General features: G+C 40.2%; 19 protein-coding genes. 10 read left to right on the top strand and 9 right to left on the bottom strand.

Annotated features, from left to right (window positions below):
• Positions 1–5 precede the first annotated feature (5 nt).
• Both MHB83_RS09835 and MHB83_RS09830 read right to left on the bottom strand, forming a co-directional pair.
• Positions 6–2,021, bottom strand: coding sequence for an ABC transporter ATP-binding protein (locus tag MHB83_RS09835; protein ID WP_342496278.1), 2,016 nt, complete (start codon positions 2,019–2,021; stop codon positions 6–8).
• Positions 2,018–3,775 carry an ABC transporter transmembrane domain-containing protein gene (locus MHB83_RS09830; protein WP_342496277.1) on the bottom strand — a complete coding sequence of 586 codons (1,758 nt, stop codon included), beginning with the start codon at positions 3,773–3,775 and terminating at the stop codon, positions 2,018–2,020. The genes MHB83_RS09835 and MHB83_RS09830 overlap by 4 nt, the downstream gene beginning before the upstream one ends.
• Before the next feature lie 557 nt (positions 3,776–4,332).
• Between MHB83_RS09830 and MHB83_RS09825 the strand changes: the two genes are divergently transcribed.
• A complete protein-coding gene (locus tag MHB83_RS09825; protein WP_003210990.1) occupies positions 4,333–4,839 on the top strand; it encodes a universal stress protein in 507 nt (168 codons plus the stop codon).
• Between the two features lie 46 nt (positions 4,840–4,885).
• On the opposite strand, the gene dat is transcribed toward MHB83_RS09825, so the two are convergent.
• Positions 4,886–5,743: a D-amino-acid transaminase gene (gene dat, locus MHB83_RS09820; protein WP_050945410.1), complete on the bottom strand. Its 858-nt coding sequence runs from the start codon at positions 5,741–5,743 to the stop codon at positions 4,886–4,888.
• Positions 5,744–6,039: 296 nt separating this feature from the next.
• On the opposite strand from dat, the gene MHB83_RS09815 reads away from it, so the two are divergent.
• Entirely contained in the window at positions 6,040–6,894 is an 855-nt protein-coding gene (locus MHB83_RS09815) for a polysaccharide deacetylase family protein (RefSeq protein WP_106032304.1), read from the top strand.
• A 43-nt stretch (positions 6,895–6,937) separates the two neighbouring features.
• On the opposite strand, the gene MHB83_RS09810 is transcribed toward MHB83_RS09815, so the two are convergent.
• The 3 genes from MHB83_RS09810 to MHB83_RS09800 all read right to left on the bottom strand — a co-directional run bounded on the left by MHB83_RS09810 (position 6,938) and on the right by MHB83_RS09800 (position 9,053).
• The gene (locus tag MHB83_RS09810; protein WP_342496841.1) at positions 6,938–7,627 is read right to left on the bottom strand and encodes an NAD-dependent protein deacylase; all 690 of its coding nucleotides are present in this window, start codon (positions 7,625–7,627) and stop codon (positions 6,938–6,940) included.
• A 71-nt stretch (positions 7,628–7,698) separates the two neighbouring features.
• Positions 7,699–8,787 (bottom strand): mechanosensitive ion channel family protein, encoded by a 1,089-nt coding sequence (locus MHB83_RS09805; protein ID WP_050945412.1) that lies wholly within the window; start codon positions 8,785–8,787, stop codon positions 7,699–7,701.
• Positions 8,788–8,951: 164 nt separating this feature from the next.
• Positions 8,952–9,053, bottom strand: coding sequence for a YhdX family protein (locus MHB83_RS09800; RefSeq protein ID WP_017360338.1), 102 nt, complete (start codon positions 9,051–9,053; stop codon positions 8,952–8,954).
• A 307-nt stretch (positions 9,054–9,360) separates the two neighbouring features.
• On the opposite strand from MHB83_RS09800, the gene MHB83_RS09795 reads away from it, so the two are divergent.
• The 3 genes from MHB83_RS09795 to crcB (MHB83_RS09785) are packed head-to-tail and all read left to right on the top strand — an operon-like array spanning position 9,361 to position 10,844.
• Entirely contained in the window at positions 9,361–10,077 is a 717-nt protein-coding gene (locus MHB83_RS09795; protein ID WP_342496276.1) for a glycerophosphodiester phosphodiesterase family protein, read from the top strand.
• Positions 10,078–10,082: 5 nt separating this feature from the next.
• A complete protein-coding gene (gene crcB, locus MHB83_RS09790) occupies positions 10,083–10,478 on the top strand; it encodes a fluoride efflux transporter CrcB (protein ID WP_342496275.1) in 396 nt (131 codons plus the stop codon).
• Positions 10,479–10,844, top strand: coding sequence for a fluoride efflux transporter CrcB (crcB, locus tag MHB83_RS09785; RefSeq protein ID WP_003211864.1), 366 nt, complete (start codon positions 10,479–10,481; stop codon positions 10,842–10,844).
• Here crcB (MHB83_RS09785) and MHB83_RS09780 read toward each other — a convergent pair.
• Together MHB83_RS09780 and MHB83_RS09775 are read right to left on the bottom strand one after the other, a co-directional pair.
• A complete protein-coding gene (locus MHB83_RS09780) occupies positions 10,841–11,233 on the bottom strand; it encodes a hypothetical protein (protein WP_050945415.1) in 393 nt (130 codons plus the stop codon). The genes crcB (MHB83_RS09785) and MHB83_RS09780 overlap by 4 nt on opposite strands.
• Before the next feature lie 89 nt (positions 11,234–11,322).
• Positions 11,323–12,705, bottom strand: a complete 1,383-nt coding sequence (locus MHB83_RS09775) for a hemolysin family protein (RefSeq protein WP_003210868.1) — start codon at positions 12,703–12,705, stop codon at positions 11,323–11,325.
• 334 nt (positions 12,706–13,039) lie between these two features.
• On the opposite strand from MHB83_RS09775, the gene MHB83_RS09770 reads away from it, so the two are divergent.
• The gene (locus tag MHB83_RS09770) at positions 13,040–13,480 is read left to right on the top strand and encodes a MerR family transcriptional regulator (protein ID WP_034620022.1); all 441 of its coding nucleotides are present in this window, start codon (positions 13,040–13,042) and stop codon (positions 13,478–13,480) included.
• A 58-nt stretch (positions 13,481–13,538) separates the two neighbouring features.
• On the top strand, positions 13,539–14,870 hold the full coding sequence (locus tag MHB83_RS09765) for a hemolysin family protein (RefSeq protein ID WP_342496274.1): 1,332 nt from the start codon (positions 13,539–13,541) through the stop codon (positions 14,868–14,870).
• A gap of 39 nt (positions 14,871–14,909) precedes the next feature.
• Here the strand turns inward: MHB83_RS09765 and MHB83_RS09760 are convergent, their stop codons facing one another.
• Positions 14,910–15,512, bottom strand: coding sequence for a 1-acyl-sn-glycerol-3-phosphate acyltransferase (locus MHB83_RS09760; protein ID WP_003212102.1), 603 nt, complete (start codon positions 15,510–15,512; stop codon positions 14,910–14,912).
• A gap of 372 nt (positions 15,513–15,884) precedes the next feature.
• Between MHB83_RS09760 and MHB83_RS09755 the strand changes: the two genes are divergently transcribed.
• From MHB83_RS09755 to MHB83_RS09745, 3 genes are read left to right on the top strand one after another with little or no spacing between them, the layout of a single operon-like run.
• Positions 15,885–16,376 carry a sigma-70 family RNA polymerase sigma factor gene (locus MHB83_RS09755; RefSeq protein ID WP_003211938.1) on the top strand — a complete coding sequence of 164 codons (492 nt, stop codon included), beginning with the start codon at positions 15,885–15,887 and terminating at the stop codon, positions 16,374–16,376.
• Positions 16,369–17,427 (top strand): anti-sigma factor, encoded by a 1,059-nt coding sequence (locus MHB83_RS09750; protein ID WP_003212471.1) that lies wholly within the window; start codon positions 16,369–16,371, stop codon positions 17,425–17,427. The genes MHB83_RS09755 and MHB83_RS09750 overlap by 8 nt, the downstream gene beginning before the upstream one ends.
• Complete coding sequence (locus MHB83_RS09745) at positions 17,415–17,705, top strand: hypothetical protein (protein WP_003212420.1); 291 nt, start codon at positions 17,415–17,417, stop codon at positions 17,703–17,705. The genes MHB83_RS09750 and MHB83_RS09745 overlap by 13 nt, the downstream gene beginning before the upstream one ends.
• Positions 17,706–17,784 lie beyond the last annotated feature (79 nt).

Below are 17,784 nucleotides of genomic sequence, written 5' to 3'. Positions count from 1 at the left end.
ATTCATCAGCTGTTTGCCACAGCACCTTTTTGCAGTTCGTACATTTGCGCATATAGCCCTTCTTGCTGCATGAGTTGATCATGACTGCCCCGCTCGACAATTTCCCCTTTTTCTAAAACCAAAATCATATCGGCTTTCTTAATGGTGGATAATCGGTGAGCAATGACAAAAGTTGTTCGTCCTTCTTTGACGACATCAAGCGCTCGCTGAATGATCGCTTCTGTTTCTGTATCAATGTTTGCGGTGGCTTCATCTAAAATTAAGATCGCTGGATTGTATGCTAGTGCACGAGCAAATGAAATGAGCTGACGTTCCCCTGAGGAAAGAGTACTTCCCTTTTCAACGACTGGTTCATCAAATCCTTCTGGCAGATGCTTCAATAACTCTACTGCGCCTACTTGTTTTAATGATGCTTCAATCGTTTCTCTTTTAATGTCTTCATTTCCTAAGCTGACATTGGATGCAATCGTTCCGGAAAATAAATACGGGTCTTGAAGGACAATGCCCATTTGTTTCCGCAACGTTTGCCGGGACTGGCGATAAATGCTTTCTCCATCAATGAGAATGTCTCCTTGCTGAATGTCATAAAAACGCAGCAGTAAGTTCATGATCGAGCTTTTCCCAGAACCAGTATGCCCCACAAGTGCAACCGTCTGGCCTTTTTTGGCCTCGAACGTAATGTTCTTTAATACATTTTTCCCTTCATTATAAGCAAAGGTGACATCTTGGAACTGAACGTGTCCTTCCATTTCCTTCTGAACGGGTTCTTCCACTGTTGTTCCTGGCTCATCCAATAATAGGAAAACCCTTTCCGAGGAAACCCGTGCTAATTCCAATCTCGAGAATTGGTTCACAATGCCTGTAATCGGCTGAAATAATCGATTTAAATAATCGACAAACGCATAGAGCACACCAATCGACACAATCCCCGTCGCACTTAAGGACGCACCGCCAAAATACCAAATGAGTGACACATAGGCTAAATTCCGAAGCAGGTTAACTAAGTTATGCGAAAGAAGTGAATTTAAATGGAGCATCTTTCGCTGATATCGAAAGTGATTGTTGTTCAGCTCATCAAATTCCTCTTTCGTCACTTTTTCATGACGAAACGCTTGAATAATGGTCATCCCTTGAATGGCTTCATTTAGCTTGGCATTGATGTCACTAATGATCGAACGAATGCGGTGGTTGTACACCGATGCAAACTTTCTGTAAGTCATTGACCATAGGAAAATAATCGGTACCGCCACTAAACAAATGAGTGCCAGCTTCACATTTAATAAAAACATGGCAATATAAATCCCAATCATGTAAATCGCACTCGTCACGAAATTGGCGAGGACTGTCACATATAAATCACGAATGGTTTCTGTGTCATTGGTGATCCTCGCTACAACCTTTCCAGCCGGTAAATTATCAAAATACCGGATAGGCAGTGTTTGAATATGCTCAAATACATCAACCCTCATTTTTTGAATAATTCGGTTGGCTATTCGCTGTAACAGATAATGCTGCGCATATTGAAAGAAAATCGCAATAACGAGAAGCCCTAGATAAAATAGAACAAGCTGCACCAAACCACTGATTTCCGGCTCATAAAAAGAGAAAATTTCCTCTTTTGATAAAGGCTGTACTTGATAGGTCTCGCGCTCGTTTCCATTTTCAATGGTAAGCTGATCTCCCGATATTTTTCGGTTTCCGTCAAAGCGAATCGGCTCATTTACAAAATAGTAACCGAATCCGACCTGCACCACATTGATTTGTTTTCCGGATTCCATCTCACTGTCTAATCGATCGCTTCGTATATAGTTATTTCCCTGGTAATAAACGGTTTTGTCTGTTTTTTCATTGACCTCGACATATGGCTTTTCTACACCTAAAATATGATCATCAATCATTTTCTTCCCAATAAATGGTCCTGTCAGTTCAGCACCTACTGCAATGATGAGAAAGATCAAGGCAACAGACAGTACTTTCTTATAAAGGAGTGCGTAGGCGAGGAGTCTTCTTCCCGTTGTCATGCCTCATCCCCTCCTTCCAGCTGGTTTGTCAGCTGCTGACGCAGAAATTGTTCTTTGTACCACCCATCTTGCTGAATGAGCTCTTCGTGAGTTCCCTTTTGGACGATGCGTCCTTCTTCCATGACAAGTATAAGATCTGCATGCTCAACAGCTGATAGACGATGAGTCGTAATAAACGTCGTTTTCCCATGACGATTTTGCCTTAAATTTTCTAAAATAGCGGTTTCTGTTTTTGCATCTACCGCAGAAAGCGAGTCATCCAGTATTAAAATGTCGGGATCTATTAATAAAGCGCGTGCAATGGAAATTCGCTGCTTTTGTCCACCTGACAGCGCCACACCTTTTTCTCCGACCATGGTTTCGAGACCCTCAGGCAAAAGACGTAAATCTTTTTCAAAATAAGCATCTTTGATCGCTTGTGCTAATTCATTTTGTTTTGCGTCTCGATGACCAAAACGCATATTCTCTTCTACACTTTTAGAAAAAAGAATATGATCCTGCGGTACGTATCCGATCCATTGAAATAGCTGATCCAATTCGATCTCTTGGATTGGGACTCCTGATAGCAGGATTTGACCATCACCTGTTGGGTACTGGCGCAGAAGCTGTTTTACGATAGTCGTTTTACCGCTTCCTGTTTTGCCTGTAATTCCGATCGTCTGCCCCTTTCGAATCGTAAAGGACACATCAATTAAATTATCTTTAGGGGAAGTTGGATACCTAAATGTCACGTGGTCAAACTGAATATCGCCAGGCTCTTGTAACGTTTTTGGCTGAGAAGCGTCTGTGACATCCGGCTTGTAGCTGAGTGTATGATTCAACCGGTCTAACGACGCATTTCCTCTTTGCATAATATTAATCAACTCGCCGATCGCAAACATTGGCCAGATCATCATCCCAAGATAGACGTTAAAAGCGACAAGCTCACCAATGGTTAAATCACTTTGGAATACAAGATAGGCTCCGTAGCCAATTCCTATTAAGTAGCTGACACCGACAAGTAATTTCACTGTCGGCTCAAACAATGAATCAATGACCGCCACTCTCATATTTTTTTGAAATACATCATCAGTCATTTGACGAAAGCGTTCGACGTCTTGTTTCTCCTGTACAAAAGACCGGATGACCCGGACGCCTGCGACTGATTCAAGCACGCGGTCGTTCATATCACCAAATGCATCTTGAGCAACTGTAAAGCGATCATGAATCTTGCTGCCATAATACGTAATCAAAAGCGCCATCAGCGGCATAGGGATAATCGCCATTAAAGTTAATTTCCAGCTAATCGTCAGACCCATCGTAAAAAAGATCATCAGCATATAAGCAGTGGAATCCACCAATGTCAGAACGCCAAAACCTGTCGTTAAAGCTACAGCATTCAAATCGTTTGTACCTAATGCCATTAAGTTACCTGTTTTTTTCTTTTCATAAAAGGTAGGTGTCATCTTAAGTAAGTGACGCATGAGTTTCCCGCGCATTACACGCTCCATAACATTTGCGCCGCCAAATAACTGATACATCCAAAAATATGTCAGTGTATAGACGACGACACCTAGCAAGCAAAAAATGGCTACATAAAACATCATACTAGATGTTGTAAATTGACCAGAACGAATGTCATCCACTGCCTGCCCAAGGTATCTTGGCGGCAGCATTTCAAGCACATTCACAATGAGCAGGAGCGTAATGGCGATCGTATAACGCCTCCACTCTTGTTTGAAGAACCAGCCTAATTTTGTAAATACTGAAAACATGTTTGTCTCTCCTTTTAAAGCTAGCCGCTTTCTAGATTTTCTTGGCTGTCACCTTGAATTATTTTTTTGGTTTTTGTCATTTGTCTTGTTTTTGGCATGTTCACATGCTTTCACTCCTCTTCATTTACTTGTTGATCTCCATCCCTTTATTTCGAAATGCGAAATGAATACAACAAAAAAAGAGGCAACCAGCAATCTGGTACGCCTCTTTTCGTCATGTAAAAAGGCGCATGTTGACAAATACGCAACATACGCCTTGATTCATCCGATCAATTGGAACATACGAGTCCCTTTTCAATGACCAATGAAGGTGTAATTGTCACGTGAATCAACCCATTCATGCAGTTTGATTTCATTCTTCCAATGTTGCACATGACATTTCCTCCTTTTGGCTCTTGAATCTTTTTTTATCTTATAGTGGCTGTCACCATTTTGTCAATAAATATTTTTCAATAAATGAAATTTTCTAACAAAAAGTTCACCACCTTCATGTGTATCTTTTTCAGATAACGGGTATACCATGAGTGTAAAGACTCCTTTTGAAAGGAATGAGGACATTGTTTCAAGCTGATCGGATGGTCGTTGCGTTTGATGGACATGAAGACAGTAAGAAAGCATTAAAAAAGGCAATCGCTTTAGCCAAAACCTTGAATGCCAAGCTGACCGTTGCCTATGCACATGATGGCAAATCAAGCAGACAGGTGTTTGATGCACCGCGCCCAATGACTGGCGGAGCTTATATCGGCGGCGGCATGGCAGACCTTCAAACCCCCCCTGTGTATGTACCTCATGATGAACAGCAAAGTCCCTTGATTTTTGAAGATCATACAGAAGAGGTCGTTGCAGAAGCAAGAATGCTTTTAAATGAGGAGCAGTTTGAAGCTGCGATTGAAATTGTTGAGGGGGAACCAGCGGAAGCGATTATCGAATATGCTGAAGACATATCAGCAGACCTCATCGTCATGGGAGCACGTGACCAAAGCAGATTGAAAAAAATGCTCTTTGGCAGTGTAAGTGAAAAGTTATCATCAAAATCAGATATACCTGTGCTTATTGTAAAATAAAAGAATTACAAAAGGCTGTAAACATTCGTTTACAGCCTCTTTTTATTTATGAAGAAATCGATGCTTCACTTTCCTGTTTAATTTTTTGCTGGAAGCCTTCCTGTACACGCTTTGTTAACTCTCCTGGAACGCCTTCACCTACTGGCTGACCATCAATTTCAACAATCGGAATGACTTCAGCCGTCGTCGAGCTGATGAAGATTTCCTGCGCGCGCAGCAGCTCTTCTTTACTTATACGCGTTTCTCCAACGCTGCATCCCTCTTCTTCACATACTTCAAGAAGCTTTCTACGGGTAATGCCGTTTAGAATAAAATTGTTTGCGGGATGTGTGCGAATCACGCCATCAATGACGGCATATACATTCGAGGAAGTACCCTCTGTCACAAAACCGTCTCTAATCAGAATGGCTTCAAACGCACCAGCTTCAGATGCTTTCTGTTTTTCCATGACGTTATATAAAAGATTTAAGCTTTTAATATCACATCTTAACCAGCGAAGGTCCTCAGATAATATAGCCTTTGCACCAGCTGTCTGCTCATGAACAGGCTTTTTCACCTGGAACGTATATGCTGTGATTTGAGGAGTGAGAGAATTGCCATATTGATGTTTACGAGGTGCGACGCCCCGTGTGACTTGAATATACACACCGCCATCTGTTAATTGGTTATGGGCGACGAGCTGTTTTAACTTTTCTTCCATATCTGATACTGCACCTTGAAGATGAATGCCGATTTCTTTTGCACTCTTGAACAAACGCTCTGTATGCTCTTTTAATGTAAACAAATTCCCATTGTATACACGGATGACCTCATAGACACCGTCACCAAATTGATAGCCTCTGTCTTCAATATCCACATGTGCATCCTTTTTTTCAATGAAATCGTCATTATACAATACTTTCATACGGAATCTCCCCTTCGCTTCGCATTAATGGTTGAATCTGATGCTATCTTAGCGGATAAATGGGTATGTTTCAATGATTATTCAGAATTATTTCACATCATGATAAATGGTCAACTTTCTATTGTAACAAAGATAGACTTATAACCAAAAAGATTCCAATTTTTTAGCATCTTCTATATTCATAGGCTCTTTTTTCCTGTATACTTACTCCATATAAACACGACAAAAAACAGTGAAAAAAGACAGAATCTACTACATGATTCGACAAAAATTTTTGATTTATTGGAGCGATTGTAATGCAACGGGTTACGAAAAAACAGACACCTTCAAACACGATGCTGCTCTCAAAGGCGATTGGTTTAGTGATTCTGTCACTGATCCTCTTTTTTATTTGGGATATATCTAAAACCAATATGCAGGCAGCAGACCAGCCGGCTAAAATGTCTGCGAGCAGTCAATTCCGAGACACAAGCACAAGTCTGAAAGCAAAAGATGATTCTACGAAAACATTAGATGCACATTTTAAGATCAACCCAAACAAACACGTAACGGATCAAACGATCTTTTTAACCTTTGATGATGGTCCGTCAGCGACATCAAACCAGCTTTTAGATGTGCTCAAGGCGCATCAAGTAAAGGCTACATTCTTCATGCTTGGGCCGCAGATTAAGGAACATCCGGCCGCTGTGAAAAGACTTCATCAAGAAGGTCATCAGTTAGGGCTTCATGGGATCACACACGATGTGAAACGCTTTTATCAAAAAAGTGATTCTCCCGTCAATGAGATGAAGGAAGATCAGCGCATTTTGGCTTCTGTCACAGGAGAGTATACACATCTTGTGAGAACACCTTATGGCAGCGCCCCAAATTTAACCGATCAGCAAAAAGCACGTTTAAAACAAAAAGGCTTTATCTACTGGGATTGGACAATTGACAGTCTTGACTGGAAATATAAAAGCTCAAAATATGTACCAGAAGTATTGAATCAGCTGCAAGTGCTAGAGACAAAACATCCAAAGGAACCAAAGATCATCTTAATGCACGATCAGCCAGCGACAGCAAAATACTTAAACAGTTTGCTCACACAGCTAAAAGCGAAGGGCTATACATTTGAAGTACTTGATGAAACGATGAAGCCGCTGCAACAATAAAGAAAGACCCTGCACCTTTTTTGGATGCGGGGTCTTTTATGAATTATAAAGCTTTCACGAGATCGCCAATTCGCTCATGAAAGACAAGATCAAACAGTGGATCGTATTCTGTTTCACTCAAATTCATCATCACCTTGAAGATGGAAGGATTTTGAGCCGCATCTTCAGGAATATACCTTGCTGGCGCTACTTCTAGGGAGGTTCCCATGACGAGCAGAAGGTCCGCTTGCTGAAGTGATTTCTCTACTTGATCAAAATGTTTAACCCTGTCTCCAAAAAGGACAACATCTGTTTTCAGCACTTGCCCACATGTCCGTCCGTCTGAGGAAACCTTTAGACATACAGGCACTTCTTCTTGTAATAAATAAGGCAATTCATATGTCGCTTGGCATGATGGACAAGTAGCTGTTTGAATGGAGCCGTGAAGTTCATATACATGCTGGCTTCCTGCTTTTTTATGCAGGCCATCAATATTTTGGGTAAAAATCTCTACAAGTTTTCCTTGTTTCTCAAGGCTTGCTAAGAAGGTATGCCCGCTATTCGGCTCGTACTCCCCGCTCATTTTCATCTGAAACAATTCCTTGAATTTCGGCCAGAATTGATAAGGGTTTGATAAAAAGTAGGAGCGGCTCATCGCTTCCATGCGAGCGGTGTCTTCAGTCCATAAGCCGCACGTTGATCTAAAATCGGGAATACCTGATTCCGTGCTCATCCCCGCACCTGAAAGCACCATTATATGTGAAGCCTGCGTTAATTTCTCTCTTAGCACTGCCACCTTTGTTTGATCCACGCATCCTTCCTCCTTTATTCACTCAGCTGTTTTTCACCTTTTTGTTTCATGTAAATGGTCTGTCCAGGGAAGGCAAATTCTACACCTTCTTCATGGAAGATATCCATAATACGGTAGTTAATGTCCTGTTTGATATTCAGGTTTTCAGCCCAGGCCGTCGTGTTTGTGTAAAAGTTAAAAAATAAATTCAAATAACTGTCTGCCAGTACATCGAGATTCACCATGATTGTCTCCTTGTGCACCCCATCATGCTCATAAAGCATTTGTTTGAGACGTTTGATACAATGGTCCAGATTTTCCTTTGGTGTATTGTAGGATACACGTACGGAAAACGTAATTTGGCGTTTATTCATTCTCGTCCAGTTCGTGATTGGTTCCTTTGAAAGCGTAGAATTCGGAACTGTCACGACAGCTTCAGCAGGTGTTCTAAATTTTGTACTTCGAAATGTAATGTCCTCGACAGTCCCAAGAACACTTGGCGTCTCCACAAAGTCGCCCATTGTAAAAGGCTTCTCTGTAATGATGACGACCCCTCCAAAAAAGTTCGCCACCGTATCCTGTGCAGCAAGCGCAAAGGCTAGACCCCCTAGACCAAGACCTGCCACAAGTCCATTTACATCATAATTAAATTCCTGTGCAATGACACTAATACTTAGTGCAATAATAATGAAACGAAGCACCTTTGATAAAAACGGCGCTAAAATATCATCCATTTCTAATTCAAATTTCGAATTTACTTTTTGAAATAAGAAAGAAGAAGCTGCGGTTAAATTACAAAGCCCCCATGTCAGCATCAATATAATGGAGGATCTATATAATTTGACGATGACATCCATATGATGCTCAAAGTATGGTGCCTGTCTTAACGCAAAATATAACCCAAGTGCAACAAAAAACAGTCTGGCTGGCTTTTCGAATGCCACAACAATTTGGTTAATGACCTCTGTTTTAGACCGATTGGTCAGCCTAAAGAGAAGATGAAATAAGTACTTCGTAAATACTTTCCGAAGCAATAAAAAAAGCAATAAAATACAAAGGCTAATACCGATTTGGATCGCAACATCTACTGTAAAATATGTATCCATCCATTTTTGTGTAATCATGTTTGTCTCTCTCCTTTAAAACAATCCACTCTAGTTTATAATATAACCTTCGTTTATGTCCTCTCATAAATGTCTGACCTCTAAATAAAAAGCCTCGGGATCAGTCCCGAGGCATGATGTTCAATTATGAAATTTTGGCTAGAGACATATCGACGGGCAGCAAACTACTTTTTCTTCTGAGCCTGATCAAGGAGAGTCGCTTTAAACATTTCAGCATCCGTTTCGGCCTTAATACGTTCTTCCACTCTAATTCTCCCTTTACCCAATCATCTCGCCTCCTTTTCATCATTATAAAACATCAGAATTTTCAGTCAACATGACGAAAGCACTAATATTTTGGCGAACGCTGACGATTTGGACAAAATTGATCGAAGAAAAAATTGATGTACTTCAGATTTACTCAATCATGGCTTGGGATATTCCTGCAACTTTTTACATTTGTATTCTCATACTTTCTTAGCAATCCGATTCACCATTACATACAGCTCTTCTTTCGTCCATATAGTAAAGAAGGAAAAACGGTAAAGCATTTGATATGATAAGACCAGAACTTAAGTCAGGGAGCTGGAGCATGTGTATATTATTGCGCATAGAGGGTCATCAAGCGCTGCCCCAGAAAATACAATTGCTGCATTTGATTTAGCTGTTCAGCAGGGTGCAGATTATATTGAATTAGATGTACAGCTCACATTGGACCAGCACGTCGTCGTGATCCATGATGATACAGTTGACCGAACGACGAACGGGAACGGCTTAGTCAAAAGCTATACACTCGATCAGTTGAAAAAACTGGACGCAGGAAGCTGGTTTGACCAACAGTACACAAATGAACGAATTCCAACATTACACGAAATTTTTGAAAGATACAGCCAGCGGATCGGGATATTGATCGAGATCAAACACCCAAAACGGCAGATAGGAATTGAAAAGGCAGTTGCCCGCATCATCAATCGATTTGCCTATTCTCGTCATATCATGATTCAATCTTTTGACGATCATGCACTGCAAAGAATCAAAGCTTTCGCCCCTTCTCTTCGAACAGCTTTGATTATAAAGCCTAATGTATTTAAACTGACGAAAAGAAAGTTAACGGCATACAGCTCGTTTGCAAATTGTCTTAATATGAAAAAAACGATGATCAATAGATGGTGGATAGACCGCATCCACACATTCGGGATGGATGTGTTTATATGGACTGTGAAAGATCAAAAAACAGCCGATCGGATTAAAAAATATCCCGTTGATGGTGTGGTGACGGATCACCCGCTATTTTTTCTAAAGGAGAAATGATGTAAATGAAAGCGTATCTTGCCGTATTTATTGGTGGACTGATTGGGACACTTTGCAGATATGAACTAAGCCAATTGATCGTCAGCCAAACATTCCCCTATGCAACGCTAATCGAAAACGTGACAGGCAGTCTGCTTCTTGGTTTTTCAACAGGATATTTTATGTTCCAAAAGAGAAAAAAATATCTTGCCGCTTTGATCGGAACAGGATTTTGCGGAGGTTTTACGACAATGTCCACTTTTTCTAAAGAAACGATTCTTTTATTACAGACCGGGCAATTCACTTCAAGTGTGATCTACATCCTGCTCTCAGTCATTGCAGGAGTAGCGGCTGCCTTCTGTGGACTAATGCTAGCTCAACGACTCTTTCATCAAAATAAGCAGCAGAGAGGAGGCAGATAAATGATCGTTTTATATACAGCTATTGCCGGCGGGATTGGCAGCGTCCTTCGTTTTTTGATTAGCCAATCGATACATAAAACTAAGTCTCATGCTCGTTTCCCGTACAGTATTATTCTCATCAACTTATTAGGTGCTGCCGGTTTAGGTATACTGACAGGTGCCGTGACTGCTAATCATCCGCTGCTTGTGATCATTGGAACAGGTTTTTTCGGTGGCTTTACAACATTCTCTACGTTTAGTGTAGAGTCTGCGACCATGCTACAGCAGCGGCAAATCGGAAAACTTGCTGTCTACTTAGTGACGACAATCATCGGGTCTTTCTGTCTCTTTACTGCGTTCTATCAAATAGGACAACACCTTTTTTAAATATTGGTGATCGCAGCTAAGCTAATGAGCAATTGATCCATAAGCTGGCGCTTCATTAAAAAGAGAGTTTTCTCACTGTAGCCGATTTCCATCGCACACTTGGCCATCCGCCAATCACGAAAGTATTTGTAATCGATGAGCTGCTTCTCTATCTCATCCAACTCTTTTAGTGCTGTTTCAATACAAGCAACGATGAGTTCATATTGATTTTTTTGCTCTTCTAACTTCTTCCGTGTCATGTGATCCAAATGATGCGTACTTCTTTTTTCAAGCTGTCTTTCGATATTTAAAATCGCTGCCTGGTAATTTTTAAAATTCTTCAAATGAAACTCAATTCGTTTCATTGAGGTTTTTTTCTCCGTGATACTGGCTGTTTCATACCAAAGCATATCCATCCCCCTCTATCGAACGTTTGTTCTCATTATAACCCGAACGAGCATTCGTAAAAAGAGACTAAATACCTAAAAAAACCTTGAGCTTATTTTTCGCTCAAGGTCATTTCATTTACTAACAGCGGCTCTTTTATATCAAGCCCTGTGCGTGTATTTCCTTTTTCTGATGATGTGACGCCTTTCTTTAGGTCGATCTTTTTCACATAGCGTCCATCCATCTCCAAGACCTTCATCCGAATATCATCAAGATAAATGGATTGTCCTTCTCGGATATCAATGTTCTCATTTAAGATTAACCCGCCTATTGTATCAATTTCTTCATCATGATATGACATTTCGATCAAATCTTGAACTTCATCTAATCTGACTTTGCCATCTAAAACATAATGATGATCGGCTCTTTTTTGAATAACCGGCTGCTCATCTTCATCGAATTCATCTCGAATATCGCCAACAATCTCTTCTAAAATATCTTCTGTTGTGACAAGTCCAGACGTTCCGCCATATTCGTCGGTTAAAATCGCCATATGCATTCGATCGCGCTGCATCTTGACAAGAAGCTCTTGAATAGGAATCGTGTCAATGACTTCAATCACTGGATATATATAATCTTGAATCTTCAGTTGATCTTTTTCTCCTTGATACACAAGATCTGCAAAGAGCTGCTTTTTGTTCAGCATGCCGATGACATGGTCTTTATCTCCTGAAAACACAGGAAAGCGTGTATACTTCTCCTGCGTCATGATGGAGAGGATTTCATCCAGCGGCATATCTTCTGGAATGGCACAAATTTCTCTCCGCGGGACCATGATTTCTCTGGCAATTCGATTATCAAAGTCGAAAATTTTGTTCATATAATTATATTCTGATGGGTTGATTTCCCCATTTTTTAAGCTCTCAGATAATAAAATCTTTAATTCCTCTTCAGAATGGGATTGTTCTTTTTCAGACCCCATATCGATGCCCATCATTTTGGTTAGAACACGGGCTGACCCGTTTAACACATAAATGAAAGGGAACATTAGGATATAAAATGCATGCAGCGGGCCTGACAGCCAGAGCGTCATTTTTTCCGCCTTTTGAATCGCCAGTGTTTTTGGTGCAAGCTCACCGACGACTACATGCAAAAAGGTAATAATAGAGAACGCAAGTGTTGCTGAGATCAGGCTGATTGCTGAATCAGGAATGTTTGTCAAACCGAAACCTCGAACCAAAAGTTCTTTTACAGCTGGCTTACCAATCCACCCTAAACCAAGGGATGTCACTGTAATACCGAGCTGACAGGCTGACAAATATTCATCCAGCCTTGATGTCACCTTTTTCGCCACGATGGCCTTTTTAGACCCTTCGGCAACAAGCTGATCAATTCTTGAGCTTCTCGCCTTTACTATGGCAAATTCAGATGCAACAAAGAAAGCTGTTAAAGCAATCAAAACACCGACTATACTCAGATTAACAATATCGTCCATTTAACCTTGCTCTTTCTTAGAAGAACAAGGAGTCACCTCCTGATTGATGATGTTATGTTTTGCAAATCGGTTAACTGATTAAATAAGACTATATTGAGGGCCCCACTTAACCACCTCCGGTTCACGTATAAATCCGCTTCTCTACATATATATGAAACGGTCTTCATTTTATCTTACCATAAATAATCTGAAAATTCCTGTATCACTATGTTAAATTTGACAGGACAATTTAGACTGAGAAATCCCTTTCTCCTCTTCATATCGGCAGGAAATATGAACAATTAACTTGTATTTCAGGCTAGAATTATATTAAACTATTTTCATAAACTATAACGTGACGGTTAGGAGGAGATGTTCAGATGGGGCTGAGAAAAAGTATCGTATTGGTGAACTAGCACAGATTGCACAGGTGACGAAACGTACTGTAGATTATTATACAAATCTAGGGTTGCTTGCGCCTGTTAGATCTTGCTCAAATTATCGATATTACGATGAACATGCTTTAAAACGATTACAATTAATCGTTCTTTGCAAACAGCAGAGATTGGCTCTTTCTGACATCAAATCCAGATTAGATGAACAATTCCCTTCTCAAAAGGAAGATCCTGATGAACTTGTCCATTTAACATCTGATATCGATCGGATGAACGAGCATATGGACCGCATTTTGGTACGTTGTAAGCAGCTTCAACCAGAACAACGTGAAAAATTAAAAGAGCAGCTTACACCTGAGAAGATGACGGCTGTCCAATCATTTTTACTGCTGTTAAGTTAAAATTTTTACTAAACAGGAGGTGTTACCTTCGTTCTCAAAGTCAGAACGAAGGCCTTAATTGGACATAGTTAATTTACTTATAGTTGCTTTGCTTATAGCTTTAACCGCATTTTTCGTTGCATCAGAGTTTGCGATCATTCGCTTAAGAAGCTCAAGAATTGATCAGTTAATCGCAGAAGGTAATAAAACAGCAGTTGCTGTCAAGCATGTCACGACTCACCTTGATGAGTATCTGTCGGCCTGTCAGCTCGGTATTACCATTACCGCCCTTGGTATTGGTTGGTTAGGGGAAGAAACAATTGCGCACATGCTTGCTCCACTATTTGTAGAGCTGTCCATTCCTCAATCAGCTAGTTCTATTGTCACTTTTATTATTGCGTTTAGTATTATGACGTTTTTACACGTTGTGGTTGGAGAACTTGCACCAAAAACACTCGCCATTCAAAAGGCGGAGCAAGTATCTCTTCTTTTTGCTAGACCGCTCATGATTTTTTACAAAGTGATGTTCCCGTTTATCTGGGTATTAAATGGATCTGCTCGTTTGTTAACAAAAGCGTTCGGTCTTCAGCAAGTTTCTGAGCATGACATGGCGCACTCTGAAGAAGAATTGCGGATTATTTTATCAGAGAGCTATAAAAGCGGCGAAATTAACCAGTCTGAATTCAAATATGTAAATAAAATTTTTGAATTTGATGACCGTCTGGCGAAAGAAATTATGATTCCTCGTACCGAAGTTGTCAGCTTCCCTCATGATATTACCATTGAGGAAATGCTGAAGGTGACCAAGGTAGAGAAATATACACGTTATCCAATTGAAGATGGCGATAAAGATAATATGATTGGTGTTCTGAACATTAAAGAGGTTCTTACTGCATGCATTAGCGGTGAGTGTTCTACAAGTGATACGATCGAAAAGTTTGTCAATCCAATTATTCATGTGATTGAAACCGTTCCTGTACATGATTTATTGCTCAAAATGCAGCGTGAACGTGTACACATGGCGATTTTATCAGATGAATACGGCGGTACAGCTGGTATTGTGACTGTAGAAGACATCCTTGAAGAAATCGTCGGTGAAATTCGTGATGAATTCGATATGGATGAAATCAACGAAGTGCGTAAACTTGGAGAAGACCATTACATCTTTGATGGAAAGGTTCTAGTGGACCAAGTCAACCTGCTCTTAGGTACGCAGCTTGATAACGAAGAAGTCGATACGATCGGCGGCTGGTTCCTTACTCAGAAATATGAAGTTGAGAAAAATGACACCATTCGTGAGCAAGGCTATGAATTTATCATTAATGAAGTCGATGGACACCATGTGGTATATATCGAGGTCAAAAAGTTAAATGAACAATTAGCAGAAGCCGCTGAAGAAGGCGCTTCTTAAGAAAAAAACGACCCTTGCCAAAGCAAGCGGTCGTTTTTCTTATGCCTTTTCCATTAATTGAGCTTCAAGTTCTTTAATTCTCGTGTTTAATACTTCCGTCATGGCACCTAATCGTTCTTTTGGCGGCAGATGCTCAAATTCTGACTGCTCAATCGGTTCACCAATAATTAAGCGCATTTTCCCCTTTTTGAAAAGACTTTTCGCATTGGACGGTCCTTTGTACGCTGCTGGAACGATTGGCGCTTTACCGAGCTGTGCAATAGTAACCGCACCTCTTTTTAAAGGTACATCCTCTGTTGTACGTGTTCCGCTTGGAAAAATCCCGACGATCTTTCCCTCTTTTAATAATTTAATGGGCGTTTTAATACTGCTTGGCCCAGGATTCTCTCGATCAACTGGAAAGGCATGAATCTTCTTTAAAAATCCACCGATCCATTTGTTTGCAAACAATTCTTTTTTCGCCATGTAGTGGATCTCAAACGGAAGAATTCCTGCGCCTAATGCAAGAACATCCACAAAACCCTCATGTGTACATGCAATGACAAATCCCCGATCCGTTGGCAGATTCTCTTTTTGATATACTTTGATTCCGCCTCGGAGAGTAAATACTACTTTAATGGTATAGCCTGAAAATTTATACATAGTGCACTTCCTTTGTTTGAAGAATGAAGGATTTGTTTCTATTATAACAAATTTTTTATTACCTGGTACTAAAATTTTCATGAAACAGCCAAACCATCACATCATTTTTCTTTCTAAATCATCGTTCTTTCTGTATTCAGGTCTATGGTTTTAGGAGAGAATAGAAGAGGAATTGTGTCCAATTTTGTCGTTTTTTAAGGTTTTTTCCTGATTTGTTCTATTGAAAATGCTTTATAAATGACGCAAATTTCGCTATGATAAGGAGAAATGATTTTGATTCGGCGAAAGAAATGAGTATTGTACGGTATTGAGAAGTTTCGTGCAACTTTATGCCTTTCTTATGCGTGTATAACATAGAGGGGAGAAAAATCAGTGACGATCGATGAAATTTATCAAATGTATATGAACGATGTTTACAGGTTTCTGCTCTCCATGACAAAAGACAAACATTTGGCAGAAGACTTATTGCAGGAAACCTTTATGCGTGCTTATATACATATTCATTCCTACGACCATAGCAAAGTGAAACCTTGGTTATTTCAGGTGGCACGAAATGCTTTTATTGATTATGTCAGGAAACATAAAAAAGAAGTGACCATATCGGATGATCTTATTGGCGGCCTTTTACAAACGTCTGTACAAAGCCCTGCTGAACAGGTTGAAATAAAAGAAGTCCTCAACATGTATTTGGAACAGCTTCCAGATAACTACAAGGAAGCGTTGACATTGTATTATTTAAAAGAACTGAATTACAAGGAAGCATCCAAGGTCATGAATATTACTGAAGCAAATTTTAAAAGTGTTTTATTTCGTGCAAGGCAGCGCCTAAAAGCACTTTACAACAGAGGTGTTAATGATGAATGAAGAGTTTAACAAGCGATGGGAACAATATAATAATGGTGAGATGAACGAGGAAGAAATGATAGCGTTTGAAGAAGAGCTTGAAGAAAACGAAAAACGCTTAAGTCAGGAACTGAACGACTCGGATTGGACCGATTTTTCCATCAGTCCTGAAAAGCAAAAAGCCATCTTGCAATACGGAAAAAGAAAGTCTTATTTACGTATTTCTGTACTTGCTGTCATCTCTACACTTATTATTTTACCGCTTTGTACATTAGGAAGTTATCTATACTACGGCGTTGGCGGAGCAGAGAGCAAAGGGAATCACTTCATGGAAACAGCCGCTGTAACAGTCGCTTTGACGAAACCAAACGTGGCGATTGATATGAAGGATTTAAAAGGCCAAGTCAAGCTTTTTGGAATGAACACCGAATTGAAGCTGCAAAAACAAATTGGCAATAAAACAGAAGCCATTGGCAGTGAGCAAATCGAGATGTTTTTCGATAAATTAAAGCAGCCTACCATCTCATATTATGGTGACAGCGCACGCGATACGGAGGATTTCTTTACCCATCCTTCTACTCAGGCAGATGCATCAAAAAAACAAACACTCACTACTTTAGACAAGCTTCCTGAAGGAACAGTCAGTGAAGTGTATGTCTCCTATGACAAAGCGTATACACCAAAGGACGTTTATTCCTTTGCTAAAAAATATGATATGAAAGTGCTCTGGAATGCGATTAAAACAGAGGATTCATTAAGCGAGAATCAGCGGCCAATTGGCTTTCCTGGGAGAGACTCTGAATTCTTAAAAGAGCTTCAGCACACATCAAAAACAGAGGTAGATCAATTTAAAGATGCCCTTACTTATGTCAATCAGCACCCAACCTGGGCAAAAACGATCTCTGGCAGATCTGAACTGGATCTGTCAAACCGCATACGCTATATCAATCAAAATGGTGTCACGATTTATGGCTCTGTGATCACAGGTCCTTCGAAAGAAATCGAGAAATTCGTGAAGACAAAACGCATTAAAACGGCAAAAGTGAGCGAGGTGGAATTATGGAATTGGTAAGAATTTTTAAAGAGCATAATGTATTTGGCTGGATTTCTGTCGGTACAGCGATATTATCTCTGCTCATGCTGAACCTCGCCATTATCAGTAATGTGACATTTTATTCTTTTCAGATGCTTCCTTTTGCAATGGCCGCAGTTCCATTTGGCATTATTGAACTGTTCATTAAAAAAGGCCGTACGGGACCTGGGTTCCTTGGTGTCGTTCTGAATATCTTTGTCATTCTTTGTGTCTATGCCATCGTATCGATCGATGTCGATCTTCAATTAGGCTTTTAAGCCGTTCTCAAAATGAAAAGCCCGTGTTACTTGACTAATGCCAAGTCGCACGGGCTTTTTTGAATATCGATTTATGTTC

Source organism: Bacillus sp. FSL K6-3149 (assembly GCF_038630515.1).
GTDB classification, from domain to species: Bacteria; Bacillota; Bacilli; order Bacillales; family Bacillaceae; genus Bacillus; species Bacillus pumilus.
The sequence above is the reverse complement of the archived record's forward strand: the minus strand, read 5'-3'. Positions and strand labels throughout refer to the sequence as shown.

What these genes read in the sequence shown, in the direction of transcription:
- MHB83_RS09835 (WP_342496278.1), bottom strand. Translation starts at nt 2,021, where the DNA reads ATGACAACGGGAAGAAGACTCCTCGCCTACGCACTCCTTTATAAGAAA.
- MHB83_RS09830 (WP_342496277.1), bottom strand. Translation starts at nt 3,775, where the DNA reads ATGTTTTCAGTATTTACAAAATTAGGCTGGTTCTTCAAACAAGAGTGG.
- dat (WP_050945410.1), bottom strand. Translation starts at nt 5,743, where the DNA reads ATGAAAGTATTGTATAATGACGATTTCATTGAAAAAAAGGATGCACAT.
- MHB83_RS09815 (WP_106032304.1), top strand. Translation starts at nt 6,040, where the DNA reads ATGCAACGGGTTACGAAAAAACAGACACCTTCAAACACGATGCTGCTC.
- MHB83_RS09810 (WP_342496841.1), bottom strand. Translation starts at nt 7,627, where the DNA reads ATGGTGCTTTCAGGTGCGGGGATGAGCACGGAATCAGGTATTCCCGAT.
- MHB83_RS09805 (WP_050945412.1), bottom strand. Translation starts at nt 8,787, where the DNA reads ATGATTACACAAAAATGGATGGATACATATTTTACAGTAGATGTTGCG.
- crcB (WP_342496275.1), top strand. Translation starts at nt 10,083, where the DNA reads ATGAAAGCGTATCTTGCCGTATTTATTGGTGGACTGATTGGGACACTT.
- crcB (WP_003211864.1), top strand. Translation starts at nt 10,479, where the DNA reads ATGATCGTTTTATATACAGCTATTGCCGGCGGGATTGGCAGCGTCCTT.
- MHB83_RS09780 (WP_050945415.1), bottom strand. Translation starts at nt 11,233, where the DNA reads ATGCTTTGGTATGAAACAGCCAGTATCACGGAGAAAAAAACCTCAATG.
- MHB83_RS09775 (WP_003210868.1), bottom strand. Translation starts at nt 12,705, where the DNA reads ATGGACGATATTGTTAATCTGAGTATAGTCGGTGTTTTGATTGCTTTA.
- MHB83_RS09760 (WP_003212102.1), bottom strand. Translation starts at nt 15,512, where the DNA reads ATGTATAAATTTTCAGGCTATACCATTAAAGTAGTATTTACTCTCCGA.
- MHB83_RS09750 (WP_003212471.1), top strand. Translation starts at nt 16,369, where the DNA reads ATGAATGAAGAGTTTAACAAGCGATGGGAACAATATAATAATGGTGAG.
- MHB83_RS09745 (WP_003212420.1), top strand. Translation starts at nt 17,415, where the DNA reads ATGGAATTGGTAAGAATTTTTAAAGAGCATAATGTATTTGGCTGGATT.